We start from the raw sequence: 22,463 nt of genomic DNA, 5'->3' as shown, positions 1-22,463 counted from the left end.
ACGATGCCCAGTCACGAGTCGCCCGAGCCGTCGTCGCGCAGCACCCACGGCGCCCGCCCCGGCCGGGAGGCGGCCCCACCCACGCCGGCCCGGCCCGCCCGGGGCGGCCCACTGCTCACCCCCTCTCCTGCTGCCTCCGGCGTCCCCCCACCCGGGGCGCCCCCCGCATCAGGGCCGCCCGCCAAGACCCTGCGCGATCTGGCTGATGAGTACGCCCGGCTCCTGTCCGCGCACGACCCCCGGGCCGCCGCCGCCACCGGCATGCCCGGCCACGCCATCCTCCCCGACTTCTCCCCCGAGGCCCTGGCCTCCCGTTTGGCCTCCGAGCGCAGCCTGCGCGGGCGGGTCGAGGCGGTCACCGAGGGCCTCGACCCCTCCGATCGGCTCCTGCGCGACCAGCTGCTGGACCGGCTCGCCTCCTCCATCGACCTCATCGACTCCGGCGAGGAGGGCGGCAGCCTGGGCTCCCTGGCCTCGCCATTCCAGCGGATCCGCGAGGAGCTGACCTCCCCCAGGCTCGCCCCCGAGCCCGGCGGCGCCGAGGAGGCCGACCTGGCCGAGGCCGAGGCCAAGTGGGAGGACGCCTGGAACCTGCACCGCATCCGCCTCGAGGCCCTGCCCTCCACCCTGGAGGGCCTGAGTGCCTCCCTCGATGCCTCCGCCGCCCAGGGCGCCATCGCCCCGCTCAGCCAGGTCGACGTCGTGGTCGGGCAGGCCCGCGACCTCGCTGAGGGCACCTGGTGGCACCCGCCCGAGGACCTGCCGGCCACGCTGCGCGTGGGGATCCAGGACGCCGAGGCCCTCGCCCGGAGGGCCATCACCGACTTCGCCGACCACCTGCGCGCCAACCTCGGCCCCCGCGCCCCGAGGGCCGAGGGCGTGGGCCCCCAGCGCCACGCCCTGTGGATGCGGCGACTGCTGGGCACCCAGGTCGACCCCGAGGAGACCTACGCCTGGGCCGAACAGGAGCTGGAGGAGGTCATCGCCGAGCAGGACGCCGTGGCGGCCGACCTCCTGAGCCCCGGGGCGGTGGCCGCCGACCTGGACGCCCACCTGCGCTCCGACCCCTCCCAGGGGCTGAGCCCCCAGGACTACATCGCCTGGGCCCAGCAGACCGCCGATCAGGCCTGGGACGCCGTGGTCGGCACCATCCTGGACCCGCCCGATGTGCTGGGGCGCCCCGTGGTGCGCCTGGGCGAGCCCGGGGGCGGCGTCCACTACGAGGAGCCCGGGGAGGTCAGCGGCAGGCACCGGCCCGGCACGATGCTGCGCTCCCCGGCCCAGGGCGATGAGGTGATGTGGCCGTGGGCCGAGCGCACCACCGTCCTGCACGAGACCGTCCCCGGCCACCACGCCCACTCCGGCTGGCACGCCGCCGACTCCCGCCTGAGCCCCTGGCAGCGCCACCTGGGGCGGGTCCCGGGCTGCAACGAGGGCTGGGCCCTGTACGGGGAGTCCCTCGGGCGTGAGATGGGGCTGCTGAGCGCCCCCGCCGACCACTTCGGGTGGCTGGCGGCCCGCCGCTGGCGCCTGGCCCGCACACTGGTCGACCTGGGGGTGCACTCCCACCTGTCCGTGCCCGCCCACGTCGCCGCGCTGCCCGGGGCCTCGGGGGCCTGGGACCGCGCTACCGTGACCGCCCTGCTGCGCCACCACACCGTGATCTCCGAGGGCTTCCTGCGCTTCGAGGTCGCCCGGCAGCTGGGCTGGCCCGCTCAGGCCCTGTCCTACGTCCTGGGGGAGCGGGTCTGGCTGGCAGGCAGGCGCGCCGCCGAGGCGCGGGCCCTGTCCGAGGGGCGCCCCTGGGGGCGTGCGGAACTGCGCGACTTCCACAACCGCAGCATCGCCCTGGGCTCCCTGGGCCTGGATCTGCTCGAGCGCAGCCTGTGAGCGCGGCGGTGGCGGCCGGGCCGCCACTGGCCGGGGCGTTCCCGAGCGGGCCGCTGCGCGACGACCAGCGGTCGTGCAATGACGCCGACCCGCTCGGGGCTGCGCGGGGCGGGCGCCCTGATCGGCCCTGACCCACCCGGGTGCCGCGTGGCAGGAGCAGCGGCGGGGGCGGTCGAGAGGCGGGGAGCCCGGCGCGCAGTGCCTGAGCGGGTCGGCGGAACCCGGCGCCGTTGACGGGTCCCTGATCCCAGGGTGCCACGAGAAAGAACACCTGTGTGTGAAGCAACTCACTGCTATGAGACGACACGCCGACAGAATCCGATTCTGCAACCGATGTACGTTTCCCCGGGGACTTAGGTCCCGATCTGTCATATGGTTGTGATGACGCCGTTTCGTCTGGTCAGAAGATTTCTTCTGGCGTGACGACGGGCTGGTAGAAGTTCGGACTTAGCCTGGGAAATGGCTGATAGGTGCAAGGTTGCAGATCGGTGACTGCTGCCAGCGTGATGATTTTGTAGCGCTCAGCCCGCCTGCTCTGGCTACCCTGGTGGCGTGAGCTCAGCTAAGCGCCCCGACCAGCGCGTCGCCGTCGTCATCCCGGCCAAGGATGAGGCCAAGCGCATAGCGGCCACCGTCCGCGCCTGCCGCTCCATACCGCGGGTCGATCTCGTCGTCGTCGTCGACGACGGATCCACTGACGGCACCCAGGACCACGCCCGCGCCGCCGGGGCGGTCACCGTGCGCCACTCCGTGACCCGGGGCAAGGCCTCCGCCATGGAGACCGGGGCCAGCGTGGTGGGCATGCGCGACTACGTCGACGGCCCCGCGCGCCTCCTGCTGTTCATCGACGCCGACCTGGGCGACTCCGCCGCCGCCTGCGCCGAGCTCGTCCCGCCCGTGGTCGACGGCGTGGCCGACATGGCCATCGCCGTCCCGCCCAAGCAGGCCGGCGCCGGTGGGCGCGGCCGCGTGGTGCGGGCCGCCCGGCGGGCCATCGCCAGGGCCACCGGCTGGGAGCCCGTGGCCCCCCTGTCCGGGCAGCGATGCCTCACACGCGAGGCCTACGAGGCCGCGATGCCCCTGGCCGAGGGTTGGGGGGTCGAGGTGGGCCTGACCCTGGACGTGCTGGTCCGCGGACTGGCCGTCATCGAGGTCCCCTGCGACATCACCCACCGGGTCACCGGCAACGACCGCGCCGGGATCATGCACCGCGCCTCCCAGTACCGCGACGTCGTGCGGGCCATCGCCGCCCGCCGCTTCCGCCGCCAGCACGTGGCCTCCTCCCGCTACCAGAAGGCAGCCGAGGAGCAGAGCCCCTTCCACGCCTACCGGGCCTGGGCCGCCACGGGGACGACAGGATCCGCTGAGGCCCCGCAGCCCCCCGCCCAGGAGCGCCAGGAGGCCACCGCCTCCACCGGCGACTAGCCCGGCGCGATCGGGACGGATCGACGCCGGCCGCCAGCGGGCCCCGCTCCCCGCCGTCAGCCGCCCAGGAGCAGCTCGGCGCTCCCGCACCGCATCATGGTGATCCTCAAGCGTGCGGATCGGGGGCATTCGGCCCGGCAGACGACGTGCTGCGGCGTGGGGCCAGGGCGATGGCCAGCGCCGCGGGGGCGGCCGCCGCCAGGATGAAGCCGGCCATGATCACCCCCGAGTCGTTGACCAGGACCGCCACCGCCGTGAGCACCACCAGGGCCCGCAGCGCCGCCGGCCACCACGGCGGCGGAAGCTCGACATGCCGCACCAGCCACCCGTAGCGGCTCGTCCCGGCCCGCCACTGCCGCCGCTGCACGCCGATCCACAGCGCCACCGCCGCCAGGGCCGCCAGGGCGATGAGAAGAACCAGTAGCGCCGGCGGATAGGTCAGGAAGGGCCCCACGAGCGCCCTGGCCTTGCGCAGGAGCGTGGCCAGCGCCGAGCCGTCGAGGACCTGCTGGGCGAAGCGCCCCAGATGCGTGCGCTGCCCGTCGGGGCGCGCCAGGTCCAGGGCCGCGAAGCCGGCGACTGCCCCGCAGGTCACTGCACCGACCACCAGCCACCGCCGCCAGTCCAGGCGCTGGCCCATGAGGACCGCCGTCAGCGCCACGAGCGCCGGCACCAGGGTCAGGGCGCCGCCCACATCCGCGCCCAACTGGGGGGCGCCGTCGAGCACCAGCGCCACCCCGCCCAGGACCGCCACCACCACCGGGGCCAGGATCCTGCGCCTGCGCCCGGCCTCATCGGCCACGACGGCGATGAGCACCATCAGCGCCCCGCCGGCGAGGGCGAAGGCGGTGTTGGAGATCCCGTAGAAGCGCCCGGCCACCACCGCGTTCATCCCCACGACGCCATTGAAGGACAGGTGGGCGCCGGTGGCGCCATCGATGAGCCAGCCCAGGCAGGTCACCGCCGCCAGGGCCAGGCCCAGGGGCCGGCTGATCCCACGGGCGGCGCTCGCGGCGGCCCCACTGCGCAGACCGCGGCGCCGCAGCAGCGATCGCAGGCCCAGCAGACCCACCGCCAGGAGCCCGAGAACCCCCATGCCCATGACCAGAATGGCCCCGATGCTCGACAGCAATGTCAGGGCAGAGGCATCGCCGTCCTGCGAGCCGGCGCGCCACCACGGCAGGAGGTTGGACAGCAGTGCGCCCACCGGCAGGGCGGCGGACACCAGCGTCCCCGCCCGCACCCACACCAGAGCCCGATGGCGGCTCGTCTCCCCGGCCCTGCCCAGCGCCAGGGCCGCGCCGCCCAGCAGAGCCAGGGCGGCGGTCACCAGGAGCGCGCTGGAGGGGATGACGGTCGTGTGAGAGGCACGGGCGTGCATGGCGTCATCGAGCAGCCGGCCCAGCCGCGGGTCGGCCATCGGATCCACCCCGGCCTCATCGGGTGCGCCCCCCGGGCCGGAGGCGTCGGGCAGCGTCGTCGGCTCCGGGGGCAGGCTGAGCGCATGCCCCTCGAAGCCGGAGGCCGCCCGGCCGGTGAGGGACTCCACCAGGGTCGGGGCCAGGTCGGTCAGCTGGACCAGGCCCGGCCGGTGGGTGGAGCCCCCGACGAGGAGGCCCCCCTGGCTCCCCCGCGCGCCGGCGGTGCCGGCGGGAAGAACCCCGATCTGCGGGCCGGGATCCTCGTCGTCGGCCACGGAGACCAGGAGGATGCGGCTGTCGGCGCGCGCCAGGGCCGCCCGCAGCGCCTGCGCCAGGGAGGCCAGCTGGCCCGCATCGCCGATCCGGCCCTCCTGGAGGGTGGTGTCGATGAGGGTGAGGTCGGAGTCGGCCGCGAGCACGGCCTCCTGCGCACTGGGACCCGCATCCGGGGTGAGGGTCGATCGCTGGTTCTGCTCGGGATGGGACTCCAGTGCCAGATACGCCTTCTGGCGCATGGCGCTGGCGCTCAGCCCCCGGGCCTCCAGGGCCCGGGCCAGCGCGCCGGGCGCCGTGCTCCCGGCGGGGGCGAGCCGCTGCTCCACGCCCTGGCTGTACCAGCCCATGCGCGTGCCCGCGCCCAGGGTCGTCCACCCGTCCTGCAGGCTCGTCCTGCCCGCCAGGCTGCGGGTGACGAGGTTGACCGGCTCATTGGCCCGGGCGAAGTCCAGGACCGTGGCCGCGTCCTCGGCCGAATCGGGCTCGCGGGACAGGGCCACCAGGTCGGACCAGGTGAGGTTGTAGGTGGCCAGCACGATCGTCGGGGTGGGCTTCCCACTGGGGGAGGCGGGCGGCCCCTGGGGCGCCGGGCCCATGCCGGGTGCGCGGGCACCCGCAGCGCCGTGAGCACCCGAGCCCGCAGCGGGGTCCGCACCCGCAGCGGGATCCGAACCCGCCGGGCCGCCGGCGCTCGCGGGTGCGGCCGGGCCGGCCAGCGCCGAGCCGGCCACGCCCAGGACCATGCCGACCACCACCAGCAGGATGAGGGCATAGGCCGTCGCGCGGACCAGCGTGCGCCGGCGTCGGGGCTTGGGGGGACTCACGCCACCAGCCTAGGTGCCTTTCCCCGTGCCGTCGTCAGCAGGGCGGGTGAATGGCGCCCTTCCTGGTGCGCGGTGGGCGGGGCCGGCGGTGGCGCCCCGGGAGGGCCAGGTGCTCCAGAAGGGTCGCGGGACTCACGTTGGGCGTCGTTTCGCGACAGGTGCGTCACTTGGCGGAATGGACGTACCGCGCAGGTGTCGTCCATTCCGTCAAGTGACGCCTTTGCCGCGAAGTGACGCCCCATCGAACCCGGCCGGCCGCTGCTCCGGCCCGCTGATACCACGGAGTACCGCGCTCCTCCTGGCCCACCGCCGGCCCGACCCCGGCCAGCCGGCCCGGCGGTCTAGGCGTAGGCCCGGGCCGCTCCCACCGCCTCGGCACCGTACCCGCCGCCGAAGAGGTAGGCGTGGATCATCAGGATGTGCAGGCTGTGCAGGCCGATGCGCTCGCGCCAGCCCTCGGCCAGGGGGGAGACCTCGTCATAGGAGCGGTAGATGAGGTCCAGGTGGCGCTGGCCGAAGACGCCCAGGGCCGCCAGGTCGGTCTCGGCGTGCGCGCCGTGGGCCATGGGGTCGATGAGCACCCCGACCGGATCGCCGCCCCGCGCCTCGCCCGCGGCGGCCTGCCCCGCGGGATGTGGGCCAAGACCGGCCCGGGGCGGGGCCCAGACGCGCACCTCATCGGCCGGCACCCACAGGATGTTGCCGCACCACAGGTCCCCATGGGTGCGCGCCACCGGCTCCACCCGCCCGGCTGGGGCTCCGGCGCCAGTCGTGGAACCGGCCCCCGGCCCGCCGGCCCCGACGGCGCGGCGCACCAGCTCGGGCTGGTCGGCGTCCAGCACGCCGTCGGCCAGGCGCGAGCACAGGCGCTCGATAACCGCCGCCCCGGTCGCGCTGATCGAGCCGTTGTCCCGGGACGGCCCCAGGTAGGGCAGGATCCTGTCCTCGGCGTAGAACTCGCCCCACCGCCGCGGTGCGGTGCCGGCCTCAGGGGGCTCGGCGTCGTGAGGCCGCAGGCGCAGATTCGAGCGCCCCATCCGCGCCCTGCCGTCCCATCCCGGGGGCGCGGCCCCATAGGCCGGGGCGCCCGCGGCATGCGTGACCGCCAGAGCGCGCCCGAAGGCCTGGGCCGCCCCCGGCGTCACCCGCGTGGTCGTCAGCCGCGGCTCCTCCAGCCAGCCCGGGCCGGTGGTCACCGGCACCACGTGGGCCCCGCCCTCGGGCATGGCCCGGGCCAGCCACTCCAGGCCCTGGGCCTCCAGGCGGGTGGAGACCGGGCCGTCGTCGTGCTTGCGGAACCGCTGACGGGAACTCGACATGGCACCAGCCTGCCAGCACCGCCCCCGGTGCAGCCAGGGCCGATGCCGCCCGCCCAGGGCTGCCCGGGTCGACCCCGCCGGGGCCCGGATCGGGTGCGCCCGCCCCAGGCCCGGCGGCCAGGGCTGCGCCCCGCGTTGCCATTGCGCGGACTGCCGCGGCGCACCCGCCCACCGGATCGCTACCCTGTGCCCATGACGGAAAACCTCTGGTCCTTCCTGGGGCCCGCTGGCACCTTCACCGAGATGGCGCTGCGGCAGGTCGCCCCCCTCGACGTCGAGCTCGACCCCTGCCTAGACGTCCCCACCGCCCTGGACCGGGTGCGCTCGCGCGCCTCCCAGGCCGCCGTGGTCCCCATCGAGAACTCGGTGGAGGGCGGGGTCAACGCCACCCTCGACAACCTCGTGGCCTCCACCCCCCTGGTCATCGCCGCGGAGATGGCCGTGCCCATCACCTTCGTCCTGGCGGGCAGGCCCGGCACCCGCCTGGAGGATGTCACCGCCATCTCCACCCACCCCCACGCCTGGGCCCAGTGCCGCGGGTGGGTCCACCACAACCTGCCCCAGGCCCTCTATGTCGCCGCGACCTCCACCTCGGCCCCCGCCCAGGCCCTGGCCGACGGCGGGGAGCACGACTTCCAGGCCGCCCTGTGCAACCCCCTGGCCGCCCAGTCCTACGGCCTGGAGGTCCTGGCTGCCGGGGTGGCCGACAACCCCGGGGCCGTCACGCGCTTCGTCAAGGTCACCCGTCCCGGGCGCGTCCCCGAGCCCACCGGTGCGGACAAGACCACCCTCATGGTCCAGCTCCCGCACGACCGCTCCGGGGCCCTGCTGGACATGCTGGAGCAGTTCAGCGCCCGCGGCGTCAACCTCTCGCGTATCGAGTCCCGCCCGGTGGGCGACTCCCTGGGGCGCTACCGCTTCTCCATCGACGTCGAGGGCCATGTGCGCGAGGAGCGCGTCCAGGCCGCCCTCATCGGGCTGCACCGCACCTGCCCGGTGGTGCGCTTCCTGGGCTCCTACCCCCGCCTGGACGCCCGCCCCGTCATGGTGCTGGCCGGCACCAGCGACAAGGACTTCGTCGTGGCCCGGTCCTGGGTGGCCGACGTGCTGGAGGGCAGGGCCCTGTAGCACGCGGCGCCGGGGCTCAGTGCAGGCCTGCGGCCAGGCGGGCGGCGGCCTGCAGCCACGCGCGCCGCGTGGCCGGTGCCAGGGACGCTAGGCGGAGGGGGCGCCCGGCCATCATCGGGTCGTAGGGGATGGCGACGGCGTCGCGGGCGACCTGCTGGAAGCGCGAGACCAGCTCATCGGGCCTCGGCTCGGCGGCGGAGCTCTGCGAGACCACGACCAGGGCCCTGGAGGCCAGGTCGGCGCCGTGGGCATCGCAGCGCGAGAGCTCGGTCAGCAGTAGGCGGGCCGACTCGGCATGCTCGGGGCGGGTGATCGTGGGCACCACGATGGCATCGGCCCGCGCGATCATGGCCCGCCAGGCCGGGGATCCCTCATCATTACCGCTGTCGATGATGACCAGGCGGTAGTACCAGGACAGGACCTCATGGGCCCGGGTGAGGGCCTCAGCAGTGGTGGGCCGGTCCTCGGCCAGGGTCTCGGGGTGAGAGCGCAGGACGTCGAAGCCGTCGTCCTGGTGGTGGGTGAAGGCGGAGATCTCCACCGGGCCGGCCTCCGGGGACAGGAGCCGGTCGGAGCTGGCCAGCAGGTCCGCGACCGTGCGCTCATGGGGACCCGGCTCGGTGCGCCAGCCCAGGGTCCCTCGGGCGGGATTGTTGTCGAAGGCCACCACGCCCGTCCCGCCGTGGCGGGCGAAGACCGCCGAGAGCAGGACGGCCGTGGGGGTCTTCATGGACCCGCCCTTGCCGTTGACCACGGCGACGGTGCGCGAGCCGCTCCAGTGGGTCGAGACCGCCGCGATGTCGCGGCGCTCCTCCTGCTCACTGCGGGAGGGCCGCAGCCTCAGGCCCACCCGGTTGACCGCGCCGCGCAGGCCGGTGCGGGCGGGGGCCCGGTCCTCAGCCAGGGGGCCCGGCTCCGGGCCGGTGGGTCGAGGGCGGGCGGCGCCCGGCACGGGCTCGGTCTGGGGGGTGCCCGGCACCCCCTCCTGCCAGGAGACCGGGTCGGAGCCGTGGTGGGACGGCCCGGGGCCCTGGTCGGCCTCACCGACCGGCGGCAGGGAGGCGGTGGGCGTGGTGGGCATGGTGGACGTGGTGGGCGCTGCCGTCTGGGCGGTCCCGCCCTCAGCGGTCGGGGCAGCGGTGGCCTCGACGGCGCCCATCGGGGCGGTCGCGGACTGGGCTGGGGCGGGCTCGTTGATCGCGGAGGCCTCGAAGGGCGCCGCAGGCAGGGAGGCCGACGGCTCAGGCCTCGCAGCAGGCCCGGCGGCCTCAGTGGGCCCTGCGGACTCAGTGGATTCACTGGACTCGACGGGTGCTGAGGCCTCGGCTGGCCCTGCGGGCCAGGTGGGTTCCGAGAGCACTGAGGGCACTGAGAACTCTGTGGGCTCTGCGGAGACGGTGGGCGCCCAGGGCTGAGCCGGCGCAGCGGGCTCCTCGGACCAGAGGGGGCCCGCGGCCTCGGCGGGGCTCGGGAGCGCAGGGGAGCCCGCGGGAGCCGGGGACTCCATGGAGGCCGGGGCGGGGACCGGGGGAGGGGAGAGGGGGGCCGGTCCTGGGAAGTCGAAGGTCGGCAGCTCCGGCACCGCATCGGCGTCGTCGGCTGCATGGGCGCTGTCGGCACTGACCCTCCGGCTGCCCGGACTATCCACCTGGTCCGGACTGCTCGGATGGGCCGGACCGCCCTGGTACTCCGCGGCTCCAGGACCGTGCGTCGCCGGGGACGGGAAGGCCTCGGCCCGGTGGAGGCCGGGCGCTGCGGGCAGCCCTGGGCCCTGGGGGGCGGCCGGCTCCTGGGGCAGCCCGGGCTCCGTCATCGCCGGGGGCGCCTCGACCGCTCCGGCGGTACCGTGAGGGGGCTGCCCCCCGGGAGGACCGTCGGGCGGAGCCTGGTGGGTCTGGGGCGAGTCCGGGGCGGCGGGCCACTCGGCCTGAGGGTGGGCCGGCGGAATCGAGGGAGGGATCGAGGGCGGCAACGACGGCATCGATGGCGGGGCCAGGCCCGGGGCCGCCGGGAGCGCCTGCCCCCACGGGTCGGCGGTCGGCGCTGGGACTGGGGGGTCACCGTGCCCCGCCTCGGGAACGTACCCGTAGCCCGTGGTGACAGGAGCAGCCGGCTGGGCCGGCGGCCCCACCGGCGCCTGAACGGCCTGTACCGCCTGCTCAGGCGGCGCGGCATACGCCGGCTGGATGGCCTGGGGCGGTGGGACCTCATCGGACTGAGCCGGGTTCTGCGGGGCCAGGGGGTTCTCGGTGACCATGCCATCGGGGTGGATGATGATCTCCCAGTGATCATCCGGCTCGGTGATCGAGGCCGGGATCTCACGGCCCAGCACCAGTGCCCGCTGGGTGATGAACCGGATGACGCTGGTGCGGACCGCCTCGGCATCACCCTCCTCGAAGGAGGTGACCACCCCCGAGAGGTTGACATGCGCCCGGCCCGCGGCATCCATCGTGACGACGGCCCGCGGCCACCCATTGGCAGTGCTGCTCATCGAGTCCCTCTCCTCCCTCTCGGTGGTGCGTGCGCTGATCAGCCCCGTCGAGCCCCTGCCGGGACACCGCTGCGCCCCATCGCCGCAGGCGGGGGCGCGCACGACGCCGATGCGCTCGGAGGACCTGACGGAGCCCCACGATACCCGCCCCTGGGCAGGCAGGTAGCGGAGAGGTCACAGGCATGCGGTGCTGGGGGCGGGAAATCCTGCGAGCAGAGCGGGTGGCGCCTCCCGCGAGCCCCATGCGGGTCACGGTTGGGATACGCGCGGTGCCGCCGCGAGCGCCTCGGGCGCGGTGCCGAGGGGCCGGGGCCGGCGATGCGGGGCGACGGCGCTCAGGGGCGGCGGATGCGCAGGGCCCCGGCCTCCAGGCGCACATGCACCCCCTGGGTGGGAGGCAGCAGATCGCCGTCGACCTCCACCAGCGCGGGCGCGGCCAGGCGCACGGTGACGTCATTGCCCTGGCGCAGCAGCACCCGGCCGGTGGCGCGCTCAGGGTCGGCGTAGGCGGCCGCATAGGGAGGCAGCACCTGCCTGGCCAGGGAGCCCCACCCCACCAGTCCGGCCACGGTGTCGATGGCGGCGATGTCCAGCAGGCCGTCGTCGAGCCGGGCCCGGGGCAGGAGCGTGATCCCCGCCGGCAGCCGGCCCCCATTGGCCACCAGCAGGCTGCGGGCAGTCATCCGCTCGACGCGCCGCCCCCCATGACTGGGAGCAGTCCCCGACGCCGCGTCCCCTCGCCCGGCGCCCGACGGCCCGGCCTCCCCACCGGGTGCGGGCCGGTCCGGGGCGGAGGGGGCGGCCGCATAGGAGGCGCTCCCCGGCTCCCCGGCCAGGCTGAGGACCAGGTCCATGCGCGGGGAGCGCAGATTGCTCATCGCCGCCAGTGCGTAGGCCCCCCAGCCGATGCGGGCCTTGAGCGCCGGGTGGGTCGCCGCCACCAGTCCGGCGTCGAAGCCGATCCCGGCCACCACCATGCAGGCGTGCTCGTGCCCCAGTGTGGGGCGCGCCCAGGAGGCGCCGTTGGCCAGGGCGGGGGAGGCGCCCGGCCCGGCGCTCGCGGCGCCCTGCCCCCGGGCGGCCCCGGAGCCGCCCGGGAGGGGGTCGTCGCCGCCCGTCCCAGGGCTGGTTTCACTGCTGGTCCGGGTGTGGGCGTCGGTGGAGACCCAGGCCAGGTCGTAGGGGCCGGCCGAGCCGGAGGCGAGGACCTCGGCGGCCTGGGCCAGGTCGGTGGTGGGCAGGCCCAGGTTGCGGGCCGCCAGGTTCGCCGTGCCCAGGGGCATGATCCCCATCTCAAGAGAGGTGGAGGCCAGTCCCGCCGCCACCGAGCGCACGGTCCCATCGCCGCCCGCGGCCACCACCAGGCGGGCGCCGCTGGCCACCGCCAGGCGCGCCTGGGTGGCGCCGGGCTCCGAGCCGGAGGTCTCCAGCCAGATCGGGCCCCGGAAGCCGGCCTCGCGCAGGCGCCTGGCCAGCAGGTCACTGACAGCCCGAGTGGCCTTGCGCTTGGAGGGGTTGACCACCACGCAGGCCAGAGGCCGGTTCGTCTCGGAGCCGGCGTGCCCGGCCCGGCCTGTCCGCCGCGTTGCAGTCATGGGCCCAGGCTAGCCGCCTGGGTGCCGGGCCTCCCGCCCGTCCTCGCACGGGCCCGCCCTCGTGCGCTCCGGGGCGGGGCGCTCAGGGAGCGGGCGCCGAGCGCAGGGGCGCTCAGGCCTCGATGGGGAGCATGGGCAGGCCTGCCTTGCCCACCAGATCGGTGATGACCTCGGCCAGCTGCTTGAACTCGGCCCCGCGCGAGGAGGAGGTGCGGTGCACCAGGTTCATGTGCCGCACTGGGCCGCGGCCCGCGAAGCGCGCTACCGCGTAGTCCTCCTGGGGCGGCAGCATCCGCAGCGCGCCCTCGGGGATGATGGTGATGCCCGAGCCGTGCGCCACCATGCGGATGACTGTGGACAGGGTGGTGGCCACGGCCAGGGGCGGCTGGGAGCCGTAGCGCTGGCACAGGGCCAGGGTCTGCTCGCGCAGGCAGTTGCCCTCATCCAGGAGCAGGAGGGGCTGGGAGTCGAGCTCCTCGGGCTGGAGGTCCTCGCGCCCCGCCCAGGGGTGGTCCGCCGCCACCAGCGCCACCAGGGGCTCATCGAACATCGGCACGGCGGTGGAGCGGTGCACCTCCTCCTCTTCCAGGGAGATGATGGCGGCATCCAGGCGCCCCTGGCTGAGCAGGTCGAGGATGTCGCCGGTGACGAGCTCGCGCAGCTCGGGCTTCATCTGGGGCAGGGTGTCCATGAGCCCGTCCAGGAGGATGGGGGCCAGGTAGGGGGCCAGGGTGGGGATGATGCCCAGGCGCATGGAGCCCGTCAGGGCGGCGCCCTGGTTGGTGACCGCCTCGCGGAAGGCCTCGGCAGACAGCACCGCCTCACGGGCGTAGGGCAGCAGGGTCTCCCCCAGGGGGTGACCAGGACGCGGCGGGTGGTGCGCTCCACCAGCTCGCCGCCCACGCGCTTCTCCAGGGCGGTGATGGCCTGGGAGAGGCTGGGCTGGCTGACGCCGAGGGCCGCTGCGGCCTCGCCGAAGTGCTGGTGGTCGCACAGCGCCACGAAGGCTCTGAGCTGGGAGAAGGAGGGCAGGCTGGAGGTGGGCATGAGTGTGTTCCTGTGGTCGGTGGGATTCAGGGACGTGATGACAAGTGATAGTGAAGGGCTCTGGAGGTCCTTCTTACGGAAGAGAACTATAGGTCATCTCCAATCAATCAGATCATCCTTAGAGGCGATATCACGCCCGTGTAGCGCAGGTAACGATCTGGGGGCAGTTCTGGGGGCGGCGTCGGCCGGCCGGCTGGCCGGGAAGGGCTGCCGGAGGGCCCGGATGGGGGCCCGGCGGCTGTCCGGAGAGGCCGGGCGCCCCGGCTGCCTGCGACGACGACCTCTTTCTCACTGCTCCCCTACTTGGGTATGGTCCGGGGTGCAGGAGAGTGGCAGGGCCTTTGGTCCTGGTATGGCCGGCGGTGAGTGCTTCCGCGCTCCCTGCTCGGAGGAGTGATAATGAATCCCGTGATGAGTGCCTTGGGGAGTCTGCGCGCTGCCCTGTCCCCGGGTGGCCCCCGGGGGCGGGGTGCGCTAGTCGAGCAGGCTGAGCCGACGGCGGAGGCCGGCGAGCCGGGGGAGTGCGTGCGAGCCCCCCGGTTGGCCCGTCCGCCGGCGGTATGGGATGCTTCTGCGCCCGATGCCGAGACCGCCCCTGCGCCTGACTATGCCCGAAACGAGAGAGTCCATCGTGAGTATCGCCCAACGGCTCGAGGAGCTGTTCGCACAGACGACAGGCCCGTTGGGGCGACCCGTGACACTGCAGGAGATCACCCGTCGGATGGAGGAGCGGGGGATCTCGACGATGTCCGTCAGCTACCTGCACCAGCTGCGCACCGGGCAGGCCCAGAACCCCAGGCTCCAGCACCTGCGGGCATTGGCCGACGCCTTCGAGGTGCCGCTGTCCTTCTTCATCGACACCTCCGAGGAGGGTGGCTCGGTGGAGGAGAGCCTGACGCCCCAGGAGCGGGTGGTCGCCATGCGGGTCCATGGGCTGAGCGACGAGGCGCTCAAGAGCATCCGGGCGATCGTGGAGCTCGCGCGCCGCAGCGAGCAGCTGGACGACCCCTCGCAGGGCGACCCCTCGTAGGGGGGAGCGGCTCGCAGCCCCGGCCGCGAACCGCCGAGGAGCCCGGCGCCCTCCTGCCCGCCGGCAGCGAGCCCGGCTGCGGCCAGGGGCCCCAGGACCCCGCCGGCGACGACGTCGAGAGCATCTCCTGGCCCGAGGCGCCCTCCGTGCAGAGCCTGGGTGAGGCCATCGGGCGCGTGCGCGGCATGCGCGTGGTCCTGACCCCCATCCCCGAGGAGCTCCAGAGCGCCGAGGTCAACGGCCTGACCGTCTCGGTGGGCAGCACGGCCAAGGTCTACTACGACCCCCGGCTGTCCCCGCTCAACCGCACCCAGACCATCCTGCACGAGTTCGCGCACATCCTCCACGGCGACCTGTGCTCGGAGAAGAGCGCGACGAGCTACCGCACCACCTTCGAGACCCCGCAGGAGCGCAGGGCCGAGCTGACCGCCATGCGGCTCATGTTCGAGCTCCACCGCCGCTGCCACAGCTCCGACCTGCTCGATTTCCTGTCCGGACGCGCGGACGACTCTCCGCGGTACTGATGCCCCGATGATGACATCGATCCTCATCGTCGGCGTGTGCACCGCCCTCGTGGTCGTCACCCTGCTCCACCGGGGCACGGGCATGCGCACCTTCCTGCTGCGCTGCATCGCCGTGACCCTCCTGGCCTCCGCCCTCCTGCGGGAGCTGGAGGGGGCCGACGGCGGCCAGCCCCTGGCGGACCTGCTCAAGCGCCTCATCTTCCTCATCGCGCTGGCCGCCGTGGTCGCCCTGGTCCTGACCTTCCGCCGGCCCGCCGCCTCCACGCGCACCATCCTGCGCGTCTGGGCCGGGGCGGCGACCATCGGCCTCATCGAGTGCGTCCTGCTCGCGCTCATGCCGGCCGCCCCCAGTGACGTCGTCCTCTACGCCCATGCCGACACCTCCATGGCGGCCTTCCTCTACTACGCCATCTACGAGGCCACCATCGCCGCGACCGCCATCTTCTGCGCCCTGGGCAGCGCCGCGGTCCTGGCGCGCACCCGCCAGCCGCTCATCGCCCGCCTGTCCCTGGTGCTGCTGACCCTGGCCGCCGTGACGACGCTGTGCTACGTGGGGGTGGGCTGGCTCTCCGTGGGCCACGGCTCCAGCCCGGAGCTCCTCATCCTGCGCCATCGCCTGTTCCTGGCCACGATCACACTCCTGCTGGGGGGCATGACCGCCTCGGGCCTCCACCGGCTCATGGTGGCGGTCCGCCGGGCGGTGACCATGAGCGTGGCCACCGACGTCGTCGAGCCCCTGTGGCGCGAGATGGTGGCGCTCTACCCCGGCGTCAGGCTGGCGGTCGACCAGCCCACCCGCCGCGAGCGGCTCCTGCGCCTGGTGGTGGAGACCAATGACGCCCTGCACCGCATGCGACGCGGCTCCCAGAGCCGACCCGACCCGCTCGACCCCCAGGCCATGGCCCAGCTGGTCATCGACGTGCTGGGCGAGGACGCGGTGCCCGGCCCCCTGCGCCGGCGCACGCGCCTGCTGGTGAGGCTGGGGGCGCTGCGGGCCGACGACGCCCTCGTGTCCTCCATCAGGGACTTGTACGATATGAGGGCTGCCTTCGCAGTTCGCGATCAGTGGCGCGGCCGTTCAGCCCCGATCGTCCCGGCCCTCCCACCCGAGACGACCGGATGGATGAGGACGGCCCTCTGATGACGCCGCTCGACCGCAGCCAACCGCCTCCTCCCCCCGGGTGCGGCCCCCGCAGCCCATACCCCGGGGCGCCCGCCCCTTCCCGAGACGCACAGAAAGCGTGAGAACCATGGTGACTTCGATGACATCCCTCGTCGGGATCGGCGTGGCGATCGGGCTGGTCGGTGTCGTCTCCCTGCTGCACAAGGGGAGCGGGCCGCGCACGATTCTGCTGCGCCAGGCGGCGCTGACCCTGCTCCTGGCCACGCTCCTGCGCGAGGCGCAGAACCTCTACGCGGGCCTGGTGTCGCTGGACCTGCTCAAGCGCCTGGTCTTCCTGGTCACCCTGGCCTCGGTGCTCATCCTGGTCCTGACCTTCCGGCGCCCCTCGATCTCCAGGCGGGCCGCCCGGCGCATCTGGATCACGGCCGGCCTCATCGGCCTGTGCGAGTGCGTGCTGTTCTGGCTCATGCCCGCCGGGCCCGGGGGCGCCCTGCCCACCTATGAGGCGGCGGCCCAGTCCCCGGCGGTCTTCCTGTACTACGCGCTGTACGAGACGACGATCGCCGCCGCGGTCACCACCTGCGCCATCGGGAGCACCTCGGCTCTGCTGCGCACCCGCCAGCCCTTCCTGGCGCGGCTGTCGCTGCTGCTGGGCACGATGGCGGCGGTGGCGGCCGTGGGCTACGTCCTGGTGGGCTGGTTCACCCTCGTGCAGGCTCAGGGCGGTGGGTACGCGGCGCTGCGCCACTACCTGTTCCTGAGCACCATCACCCTGCTGCTGGCGGGCATCGCCGTGGGCGGCATCCGCAAGATCGTGGTGGAGGGCCAGGAGGCCCTGACCACCAGCCTGGGCACCGACATCGTCGAACCCCTGTGGCGCGAGGTGGTCAAGCTCCACCCCGGCGTCATGCTGCCGGTGGACCGCCTCACCCCGCGCGAGCGGCTCCTGCGCCTGGTGGTGGAGACCAATGACGCCCTCCACCTCATCCGCCGGGACTCGGCCACCAGCCCCGACTCCCTCCAGGGGCGTGACCCCGCCGACCCCCGGCTGACGGTGGATCTGCTCATCCACTTCCTGGGTGAGAGCGTGGTGCCCAGGCCCCTGAGCCTGCGCACCAGGCTCCTGGTGCGCACCGGTGCGCTCATGGCCGACGACGAGATCGCCTCCTCGGTCAAGGATCTCTACGAGCTCAGGGTCGCGTTCGCCACACGCACCAAGTGGCGCAGGCGACTGTCCCTGGTCGAGCCTGTCGGAAACCGGTTGTGAGGCCTCAGGCCTCGGGAGGCGGGGGCGCCGCCGAGTAGCCTCCCACCAGCGGAGTCCCGTTAGTCGCCAGTGGAAATTTTTATATCGCAGTGACATGATCGGGCCACGACAGAGGGCACCGATCCGTTGGCCGACGTCGAATCGGACGCCACAGCAAGGAGTTCACTGATGATCCACGCCCATCCCATGCCCACCCATCGCCTGCTCGGCCAGACCGGGGGCATCCCCCGCATCCGCCCGGTCGCGGACGGCCTGACCGGCCCCGGGGGCTGTGGCGCGGGCGCCCAGGGCGCCCCCGCGGCGCCGTCGGTCTACGAGATGGTCGATGGGCAGGGCCGGCCCGAGGACGAGGCTGCTCTGTACGGAGTGGTGGATGAGGCGGCTGAGGAGGCGGCCCGTGCCGCGCAGCGCGAGCGCCACGCGGTGGACATGGCCCACCTGGCCCACCTCATCGACGACCTCCTGGACAATGCCGGCGCCGATGACGCCGACCGCCGGGCTATCGCCGCCCACCTCGCCGGGGGGCGCCGCCTGGAGCTCAACGACTCCCGCCACGACTCCTGGATGCTGACCACCGCGCTGGCCCAGGCGTGGGACTCCTACAGGCAGCGCGCCCGGCTGTCCGCCGGGGCCCTGCTGAGCATCCTGGACGGGGCCTGCGGCCTGGTCACCGACTACATCGATGCCGAGGTGGTGGCCCGGATCCTGCGCAGCACCCAGGAGGAGGTCACCGCCGAGGAGGCGGCCGATCTCATCCAATGGCTGGAGCGCGGCGATGTGTGGGACAACACCGTCACCGCCGAGCAGATCCGGGTGGCCTGGGCCAGGTACCGCGACCAGCACCACGAGTCCGCGGGCGCCGCCTGAGGGGTCGCCCTCCCGGTGAGCGCGCCTCATCAGTCGCCTGATCCGATGCCCGATCCGACGCCGCATCCCGGCCTGCCCAGCCCCTGCCCCGGGCCCTCGGGGCGGGGTGGGGACGGCTTCCTGGCTACACTCGCCCCATGATCGACCTGCGTGCGCTTCGTGAGAACCCCGAGCCCTTCCGCGCCAGCCAGCGTGCCCGTGGCGCCGACGTCGAGCTCGTCGACCGCATCCTGGCGGCCGACGAGGCCCGCCGCAGCTCCCTGAGCGCCTTCGAGAGCCTGCGCGCCCAGCAGAAGAGCGTCTCGAAGTCCGTGGGGCGGGCCTCCGCCGAGGAGCGCCCCGCGATCCTGGCCCGGGCCAAGGAGCTGGCCGAGCAGGTCAAGGCCGCCGAGGCCGCCTCCAACGAGGCCGCCGAGGAGCTCAACGGGCTGACCCGCCAGTTCGCCAACCTCATCGCCGGCGCCCCCAGTGGCGGCGAGGAGGACTACGTGGTGCTGCGCCATGAGGGCGGCCGTCCCCGCGACTTCGCCGCGGAGGGCTTCACCCCCGCCGACCACCTGGCCCTGGGCGAGGGCCTGGACATCATCGACACCAGGCGGGGCGCCAAGGTCTCCGGGGCGCGCTTCTACTTCCTCAAGGGCTGGGGCATGCGCCTGGAGCTGGCCCTCATGACCGCCGCCCTGGACAAGGGCGCGGCCCACGGCTTCACCCCCATGACCACCCCCACCCTGGTGACCCCCCAGATCATGGGCGGCACCGGCTTCCTGGGCGCCCACAGCGACGAGATCTACTACCTGCCGGCTGACGACCTCTACCTCACCGGCACATCCGAGGTGGCGCTGGCCGGCTACCACACCGACGAGATCCTCGACCTATCGGACGGCCCCCGGCGCTACCTGGGGTGGTCGACCTGCTACCGGCGCGAGGCGGGGGCCGCCGGCAAGGACACCCGCGGCATCATCCGCGTCCACCAGTTCAACAAGGCCGAGATGTTCTCCTACTGCCGCCCCGAGGACGCCGAGGCCGAGCACCAGCGGCTCCTTGCCCTGGAGGAGGAGATGCTGGCCCTGGTCGAGCTGCCCTACCGGGTCATCGACACCGCCGCCGGGGACCTGGGATCCTCGGCTGCCCGCAAGTTCGACTGCGAGGCCTGGCTGCCCACCCAGGAGCGTTGGATGGAGGTCACCTCCACCTCCAACTGCACCACCTACCAGGCCCGGCGCCTGGCCGTGCGCGAGCGCCGCGAGGGCGGAACCGCCCCCGTGGCCACGCTCAATGGCACCCTGGCCACCACCCGCTGGCTGGTGGCCCTCCTGGAGAACCACCAGATGGCCGACGGCTCCGTGCGGGTGCCCCAGGGTCTGCGCCCCTACCTGGGCGGCCTGGAGGTCATTGAGCCCGTGGGGCGCTGAGATGGACCGACCCGTCCGCCCTCCCCTCGACGACGCGGCCCCCGCACCGGCCGGAGGCGGCGCCTGCGCGGAGGGCCGCCGCGCCGTCGTCGGCCCGGGCGCCCAGGATGATCGCGACGATCGCACCGGTCCGGGCGGTAGCGGCGCCAGTGAGGGAGGGCCCACCTCGGGCCCCGCCACCGTGCCCCTGGGACTGCCCTCCGAGTGGACCGCGAGCCTGCACCGCGACCCGCTGGGCCACGAGGCCTACCACGCCCGCATCCAGGAGCGGATGGCCGACCTGGAGCGCCTGGAGGCCCAGGGCGGCGCGCACCTGTCCCCGGGCCCGGGCCTCCTGGTGGCCCTGGACGTGGACGGCACCATCCTGGACCTGGACGGCAGCGTCTCGGAGCGAGCCATGGCGGCCATCGCGCGCCTGCGGGCGCGAGGGGTGGCCGTGGTCATCTCCACCGGGCGCGGTATCGACGCCGCCCTGCCGGTGGTTCGCCACCTGGGGATCTCCGAGGGCTGGCTCGTGTGCGCCAACGGTGCCCTGACCCTGCGCCTGGACCCGGGCGCCCCCGGCGGCTTCGAGATCGTCGATGAGCGCTCCTTCGACCCCACCACCGCGGTCTCCACCCTCCTGGCGGCCGTTCCCGAGGGGATCGTGGCCGTGGAGATCCCAGGGGTCGGGTTCAAGGTCTCCCGGCCCTTCCCCAATGGCGAGCTCATCGAGGACCAGATCGTCGTGGGCCTCGACGAGCTGTGCTCCACCCCGGTGACCCGCGTGGTCCTGCGCGCCCCGGGCATGTCCGTGGACGAGTTCTCCGCGCTGGTGGCCGGCGCGGGCCTGCACTCGGTGGAGTACGCCATCGGCTGGACCGCATGGCTCGACGTCGCGCCCGAGGGCGTGACCAAGGCCTCCGCCCTGGACGCGCTGGTGGCGCGCCTGGGCCTGGATCCTGCCCGCACCCTGGCGGTGGGGGACGGCTCCAATGATGTTGAGATGATCGAGTGGGCCGGGGTCGGCGTCGTCATGGGCAGCGCACCGCAGTGGGTGCGCGAGCGCGGCGACATCCTCACCGAACCGGTGTGGCGCGAGGGATGCGCCGCCGTCCTGGACGCCCTTGTGGAACGAGTAAGGCAGAACGACTGATGCTCCACCTCCCGGCTCGCCCCTCCTCCCAGCTCCTGGCCGTGGGCTGCGCACTGGCACTGTCCAGCGCGGGCCTGGCCGCCTGCTCGCCCTCGGCGGGCTCCGATGGGGAGAGGGCGCATGCCTGCGCCGCCTTCGAGGACTACGACGTCACCCCGGCACAGGTCACGGTGGCCTCCGCCCTGGGCGGCACCGAGGCTGAGCGCTTCGAGGCCTCGGTGGCGGCCTTCGAGCAGTGCACGGGCATCGACATCGTCCACACCGGCTCGGACTCCCTGGAGGGCGACCTCTTGGCGGCCTCGGGGGCGGACACCGCTACCGAGTCTGGGGCCTCCCCGGCCTCGCTCCCCAGCCATGAGGGCATGCCGGACCTGGCGATCATCCCGCAGCCGGGACTGGCGGCCGAGCTGGTCGACACCGGCGTCGTCCAGCCCCTGCCCGACGCGGTCAACGCCAATGTCGAGCTCGGCTGGGACCGCCAGTGGGGGCAGGCCGGCATCCACGCCTCGGTCCCCTACGCGGCCCCCCTGATGGCCTCGGTCAAGTCCCTGGTGTGGTACTCCCCCTCCGCCTTCGCAGCGGAGGGCTACACGCTGCCGACCTCCTGGGCCGAGCTGGAGTCCCTGACCGCGCAGATCGCCGCCGACCATCCCGATGGGCAGGTGACCCCCTGGTGCCTGGGTGTGGCCGACGGCAAGGCCTCCGGATGGGTGATGACCGACTGGCTGGAGGCCGCCCTCCTGTCCACCCAGGGGCAGGGGGCCTATGAGGCCTGGGCCGACCACAGCGTGCCCCTCGACGACCCCTCGGCACTCAACGCCCTGGGGGAGGTCCACCGGATGCTCATGACCCCGGGGCACGTCCCCGGTGGCGGCCAGGCGGCCGCCACCCGCAGTGCCGGTGAGGCGGGCGCCCAGCTGGTGGAGGGGCGCTGCCTCATGCTCCTGGCCTCCTCGTCCTTCGAGTCCGCACTGCCCCCGGGCACAATGGTCACCGACCCCCGGGGTGGCGAGGCGGTCCCCGCGCCGGTCGCCTCGCACAGCCCCTCGGCCGGGAGCACCCAGGGCGCATCGCCTGAGGGCACGCAGGGAGCCGGGCCCGACGGCGCCCCGGCCACCGCCAGCGCGACCCCCGGCGGCGATGGCATGGGCGGCATCAGCACCAAGGGCTCCGTCTCCGCCTTCATCCTGCCCACCGATGAGCAGGGGGGCGATCCCGTCCTGGTGGGGGCCGATTACCTGGTGGCCTTCTCCCGGGGGGAGGCCCAGACCGCGGTGATGACCTACCTGACCTCCTCCCAGTGGGCCCAGGGGCGGGCTGCCCTGGGAGGGATCGCCACCGCCCACCGGGGGGTCGACTCCTCCCAGATCCCCAGTGATGTGGCCCGCCGCTCCACCGCCCTGCTCCAGTCCCGGGAGACGGCTGTGCGCATGGACGCCTCGGACCGCATGCCCGTGGCTGTGGGCACTGATGCCCTGTGGGCCTCCCTGGATGCCTGGACGACGGGCTCCCTGACCTCCGAGCAGGCCCTGGGCCGGGCCGAGGAGGCCTGGCCCGGGCGGTGAGGCGGCGCCGTCGGATGCCTGCCAGCACCTGAGAAGTGGCGCTGGACACCGGGGGAGGGCTTCCTGGTAGCCTGCGCACGGACGGCGGTGGCGCGACCTCCACCACCACCTTGCGCCACCGCCG

15 protein-coding genes and 1 pseudogene are annotated in these 22,463 nt (G+C 74.1%); 11 read left to right on the top strand and 5 right to left on the bottom strand.

What is annotated here, in order from left to right; all coding sequences use genetic code 11:
* Positions 1-3 precede the first annotated feature (3 nt).
* Both MANAM107_RS04860 and MANAM107_RS04855 read left to right on the top strand, forming a co-directional pair.
* Complete coding sequence (locus MANAM107_RS04860) at positions 4-1,890, top strand: DUF885 domain-containing protein (RefSeq protein WP_223911841.1); 1,887 nt, start codon at positions 4-6, stop codon at positions 1,888-1,890.
* A gap of 552 nt (positions 1,891-2,442) precedes the next feature.
* The gene (locus MANAM107_RS04855) at positions 2,443-3,315 is read left to right on the top strand and encodes a glycosyltransferase family 2 protein (RefSeq protein WP_223911838.1); all 873 of its coding nucleotides are present in this window, start codon (positions 2,443-2,445) and stop codon (positions 3,313-3,315) included.
* 106 nt (positions 3,316-3,421) lie between these two features.
* Here the strand turns inward: MANAM107_RS04855 and MANAM107_RS04850 are convergent, their stop codons facing one another.
* A complete protein-coding gene (locus MANAM107_RS04850) occupies positions 3,422-5,836 on the bottom strand; it encodes a hypothetical protein (protein WP_223911835.1) in 2,415 nt (804 codons plus the stop codon).
* Positions 5,837-6,177: 341 nt separating this feature from the next.
* The gene (locus tag MANAM107_RS04845; RefSeq protein ID WP_223911832.1) at positions 6,178-7,155 is read right to left on the bottom strand and encodes a fructosamine kinase family protein; all 978 of its coding nucleotides are present in this window, start codon (positions 7,153-7,155) and stop codon (positions 6,178-6,180) included.
* A gap of 192 nt (positions 7,156-7,347) precedes the next feature.
* Here MANAM107_RS04845 and pheA point away from each other — a divergent pair, with 192 nt between their 5' ends.
* Positions 7,348-8,283, top strand: a complete 936-nt coding sequence (gene pheA / locus MANAM107_RS04840) for a prephenate dehydratase (RefSeq protein ID WP_179900798.1) — start codon at positions 7,348-7,350, stop codon at positions 8,281-8,283.
* A 16-nt stretch (positions 8,284-8,299) separates the two neighbouring features.
* Here the strand turns inward: pheA and MANAM107_RS04835 are convergent, their stop codons facing one another.
* The 3 genes and pseudogenes from MANAM107_RS04835 to MANAM107_RS04825 all read right to left on the bottom strand — a co-directional run bounded on the left by MANAM107_RS04835 (position 8,300) and on the right by MANAM107_RS04825 (position 13,416).
* Positions 8,300-10,774: a MinD/ParA family ATP-binding protein gene (locus MANAM107_RS04835; protein WP_223911828.1), complete on the bottom strand. Its 2,475-nt coding sequence runs from the start codon at positions 10,772-10,774 to the stop codon at positions 8,300-8,302.
* Between the two features lie 335 nt (positions 10,775-11,109).
* Positions 11,110-12,369: a diacylglycerol/lipid kinase family protein gene (locus MANAM107_RS04830; protein ID WP_223911825.1), complete on the bottom strand. Its 1,260-nt coding sequence runs from the start codon at positions 12,367-12,369 to the stop codon at positions 11,110-11,112.
* A gap of 112 nt (positions 12,370-12,481) precedes the next feature.
* A pseudogene (locus tag MANAM107_RS04825) lies at positions 12,482-13,416 on the bottom strand (LysR substrate-binding domain-containing protein).
* A 694-nt stretch (positions 13,417-14,110) separates the two neighbouring features.
* On the opposite strand from MANAM107_RS04825, the gene MANAM107_RS04820 reads away from it, so the two are divergent.
* The 8 genes from MANAM107_RS04820 to MANAM107_RS04785 all read left to right on the top strand — a co-directional run bounded on the left by MANAM107_RS04820 (position 14,111) and on the right by MANAM107_RS04785 (position 22,339).
* On the top strand, positions 14,111-14,446 hold the full coding sequence (locus tag MANAM107_RS04820; protein ID WP_223911822.1) for a hypothetical protein: 336 nt from the start codon (positions 14,111-14,113) through the stop codon (positions 14,444-14,446).
* Positions 14,447-14,592: 146 nt separating this feature from the next.
* Positions 14,593-14,970: an ImmA/IrrE family metallo-endopeptidase gene (locus MANAM107_RS04815; protein ID WP_223911819.1), complete on the top strand. Its 378-nt coding sequence runs from the start codon at positions 14,593-14,595 to the stop codon at positions 14,968-14,970.
* Between the two features lie 7 nt (positions 14,971-14,977).
* Complete coding sequence (locus MANAM107_RS04810; RefSeq protein WP_223911816.1) at positions 14,978-16,111, top strand: hypothetical protein; 1,134 nt, start codon at positions 14,978-14,980, stop codon at positions 16,109-16,111.
* Between the two features lie 121 nt (positions 16,112-16,232).
* Positions 16,233-17,360 (top strand): hypothetical protein, encoded by a 1,128-nt coding sequence (locus MANAM107_RS04805; protein ID WP_223911813.1) that lies wholly within the window; start codon positions 16,233-16,235, stop codon positions 17,358-17,360.
* A gap of 168 nt (positions 17,361-17,528) precedes the next feature.
* Complete coding sequence (locus MANAM107_RS04800; protein WP_223911810.1) at positions 17,529-18,227, top strand: hypothetical protein; 699 nt, start codon at positions 17,529-17,531, stop codon at positions 18,225-18,227.
* A 137-nt stretch (positions 18,228-18,364) separates the two neighbouring features.
* Entirely contained in the window at positions 18,365-19,639 is a 1,275-nt protein-coding gene (gene serS / locus MANAM107_RS04795) for a serine--tRNA ligase (protein ID WP_223911807.1), read from the top strand.
* A 1-nt stretch (position 19,640) separates the two neighbouring features.
* Positions 19,641-20,774: an HAD family hydrolase gene (locus tag MANAM107_RS04790; RefSeq protein WP_223911805.1), complete on the top strand. Its 1,134-nt coding sequence runs from the start codon at positions 19,641-19,643 to the stop codon at positions 20,772-20,774.
* The gene (locus MANAM107_RS04785) at positions 20,774-22,339 is read left to right on the top strand and encodes an ABC transporter substrate-binding protein (protein WP_223911803.1); all 1,566 of its coding nucleotides are present in this window, start codon (positions 20,774-20,776) and stop codon (positions 22,337-22,339) included. The genes MANAM107_RS04790 and MANAM107_RS04785 overlap by 1 nt, the downstream gene beginning before the upstream one ends.
* Positions 22,340-22,463 lie beyond the last annotated feature (124 nt).

Source organism: Actinomyces capricornis, from assembly GCF_019974135.1.
Classification (GTDB): Bacteria; Actinomycetota; Actinomycetes; order Actinomycetales; family Actinomycetaceae; genus Actinomyces; species Actinomyces capricornis.
Note: the sequence above shows the minus strand (reverse complement) of the source record. Positions and strands in the feature narration are given on the sequence as shown.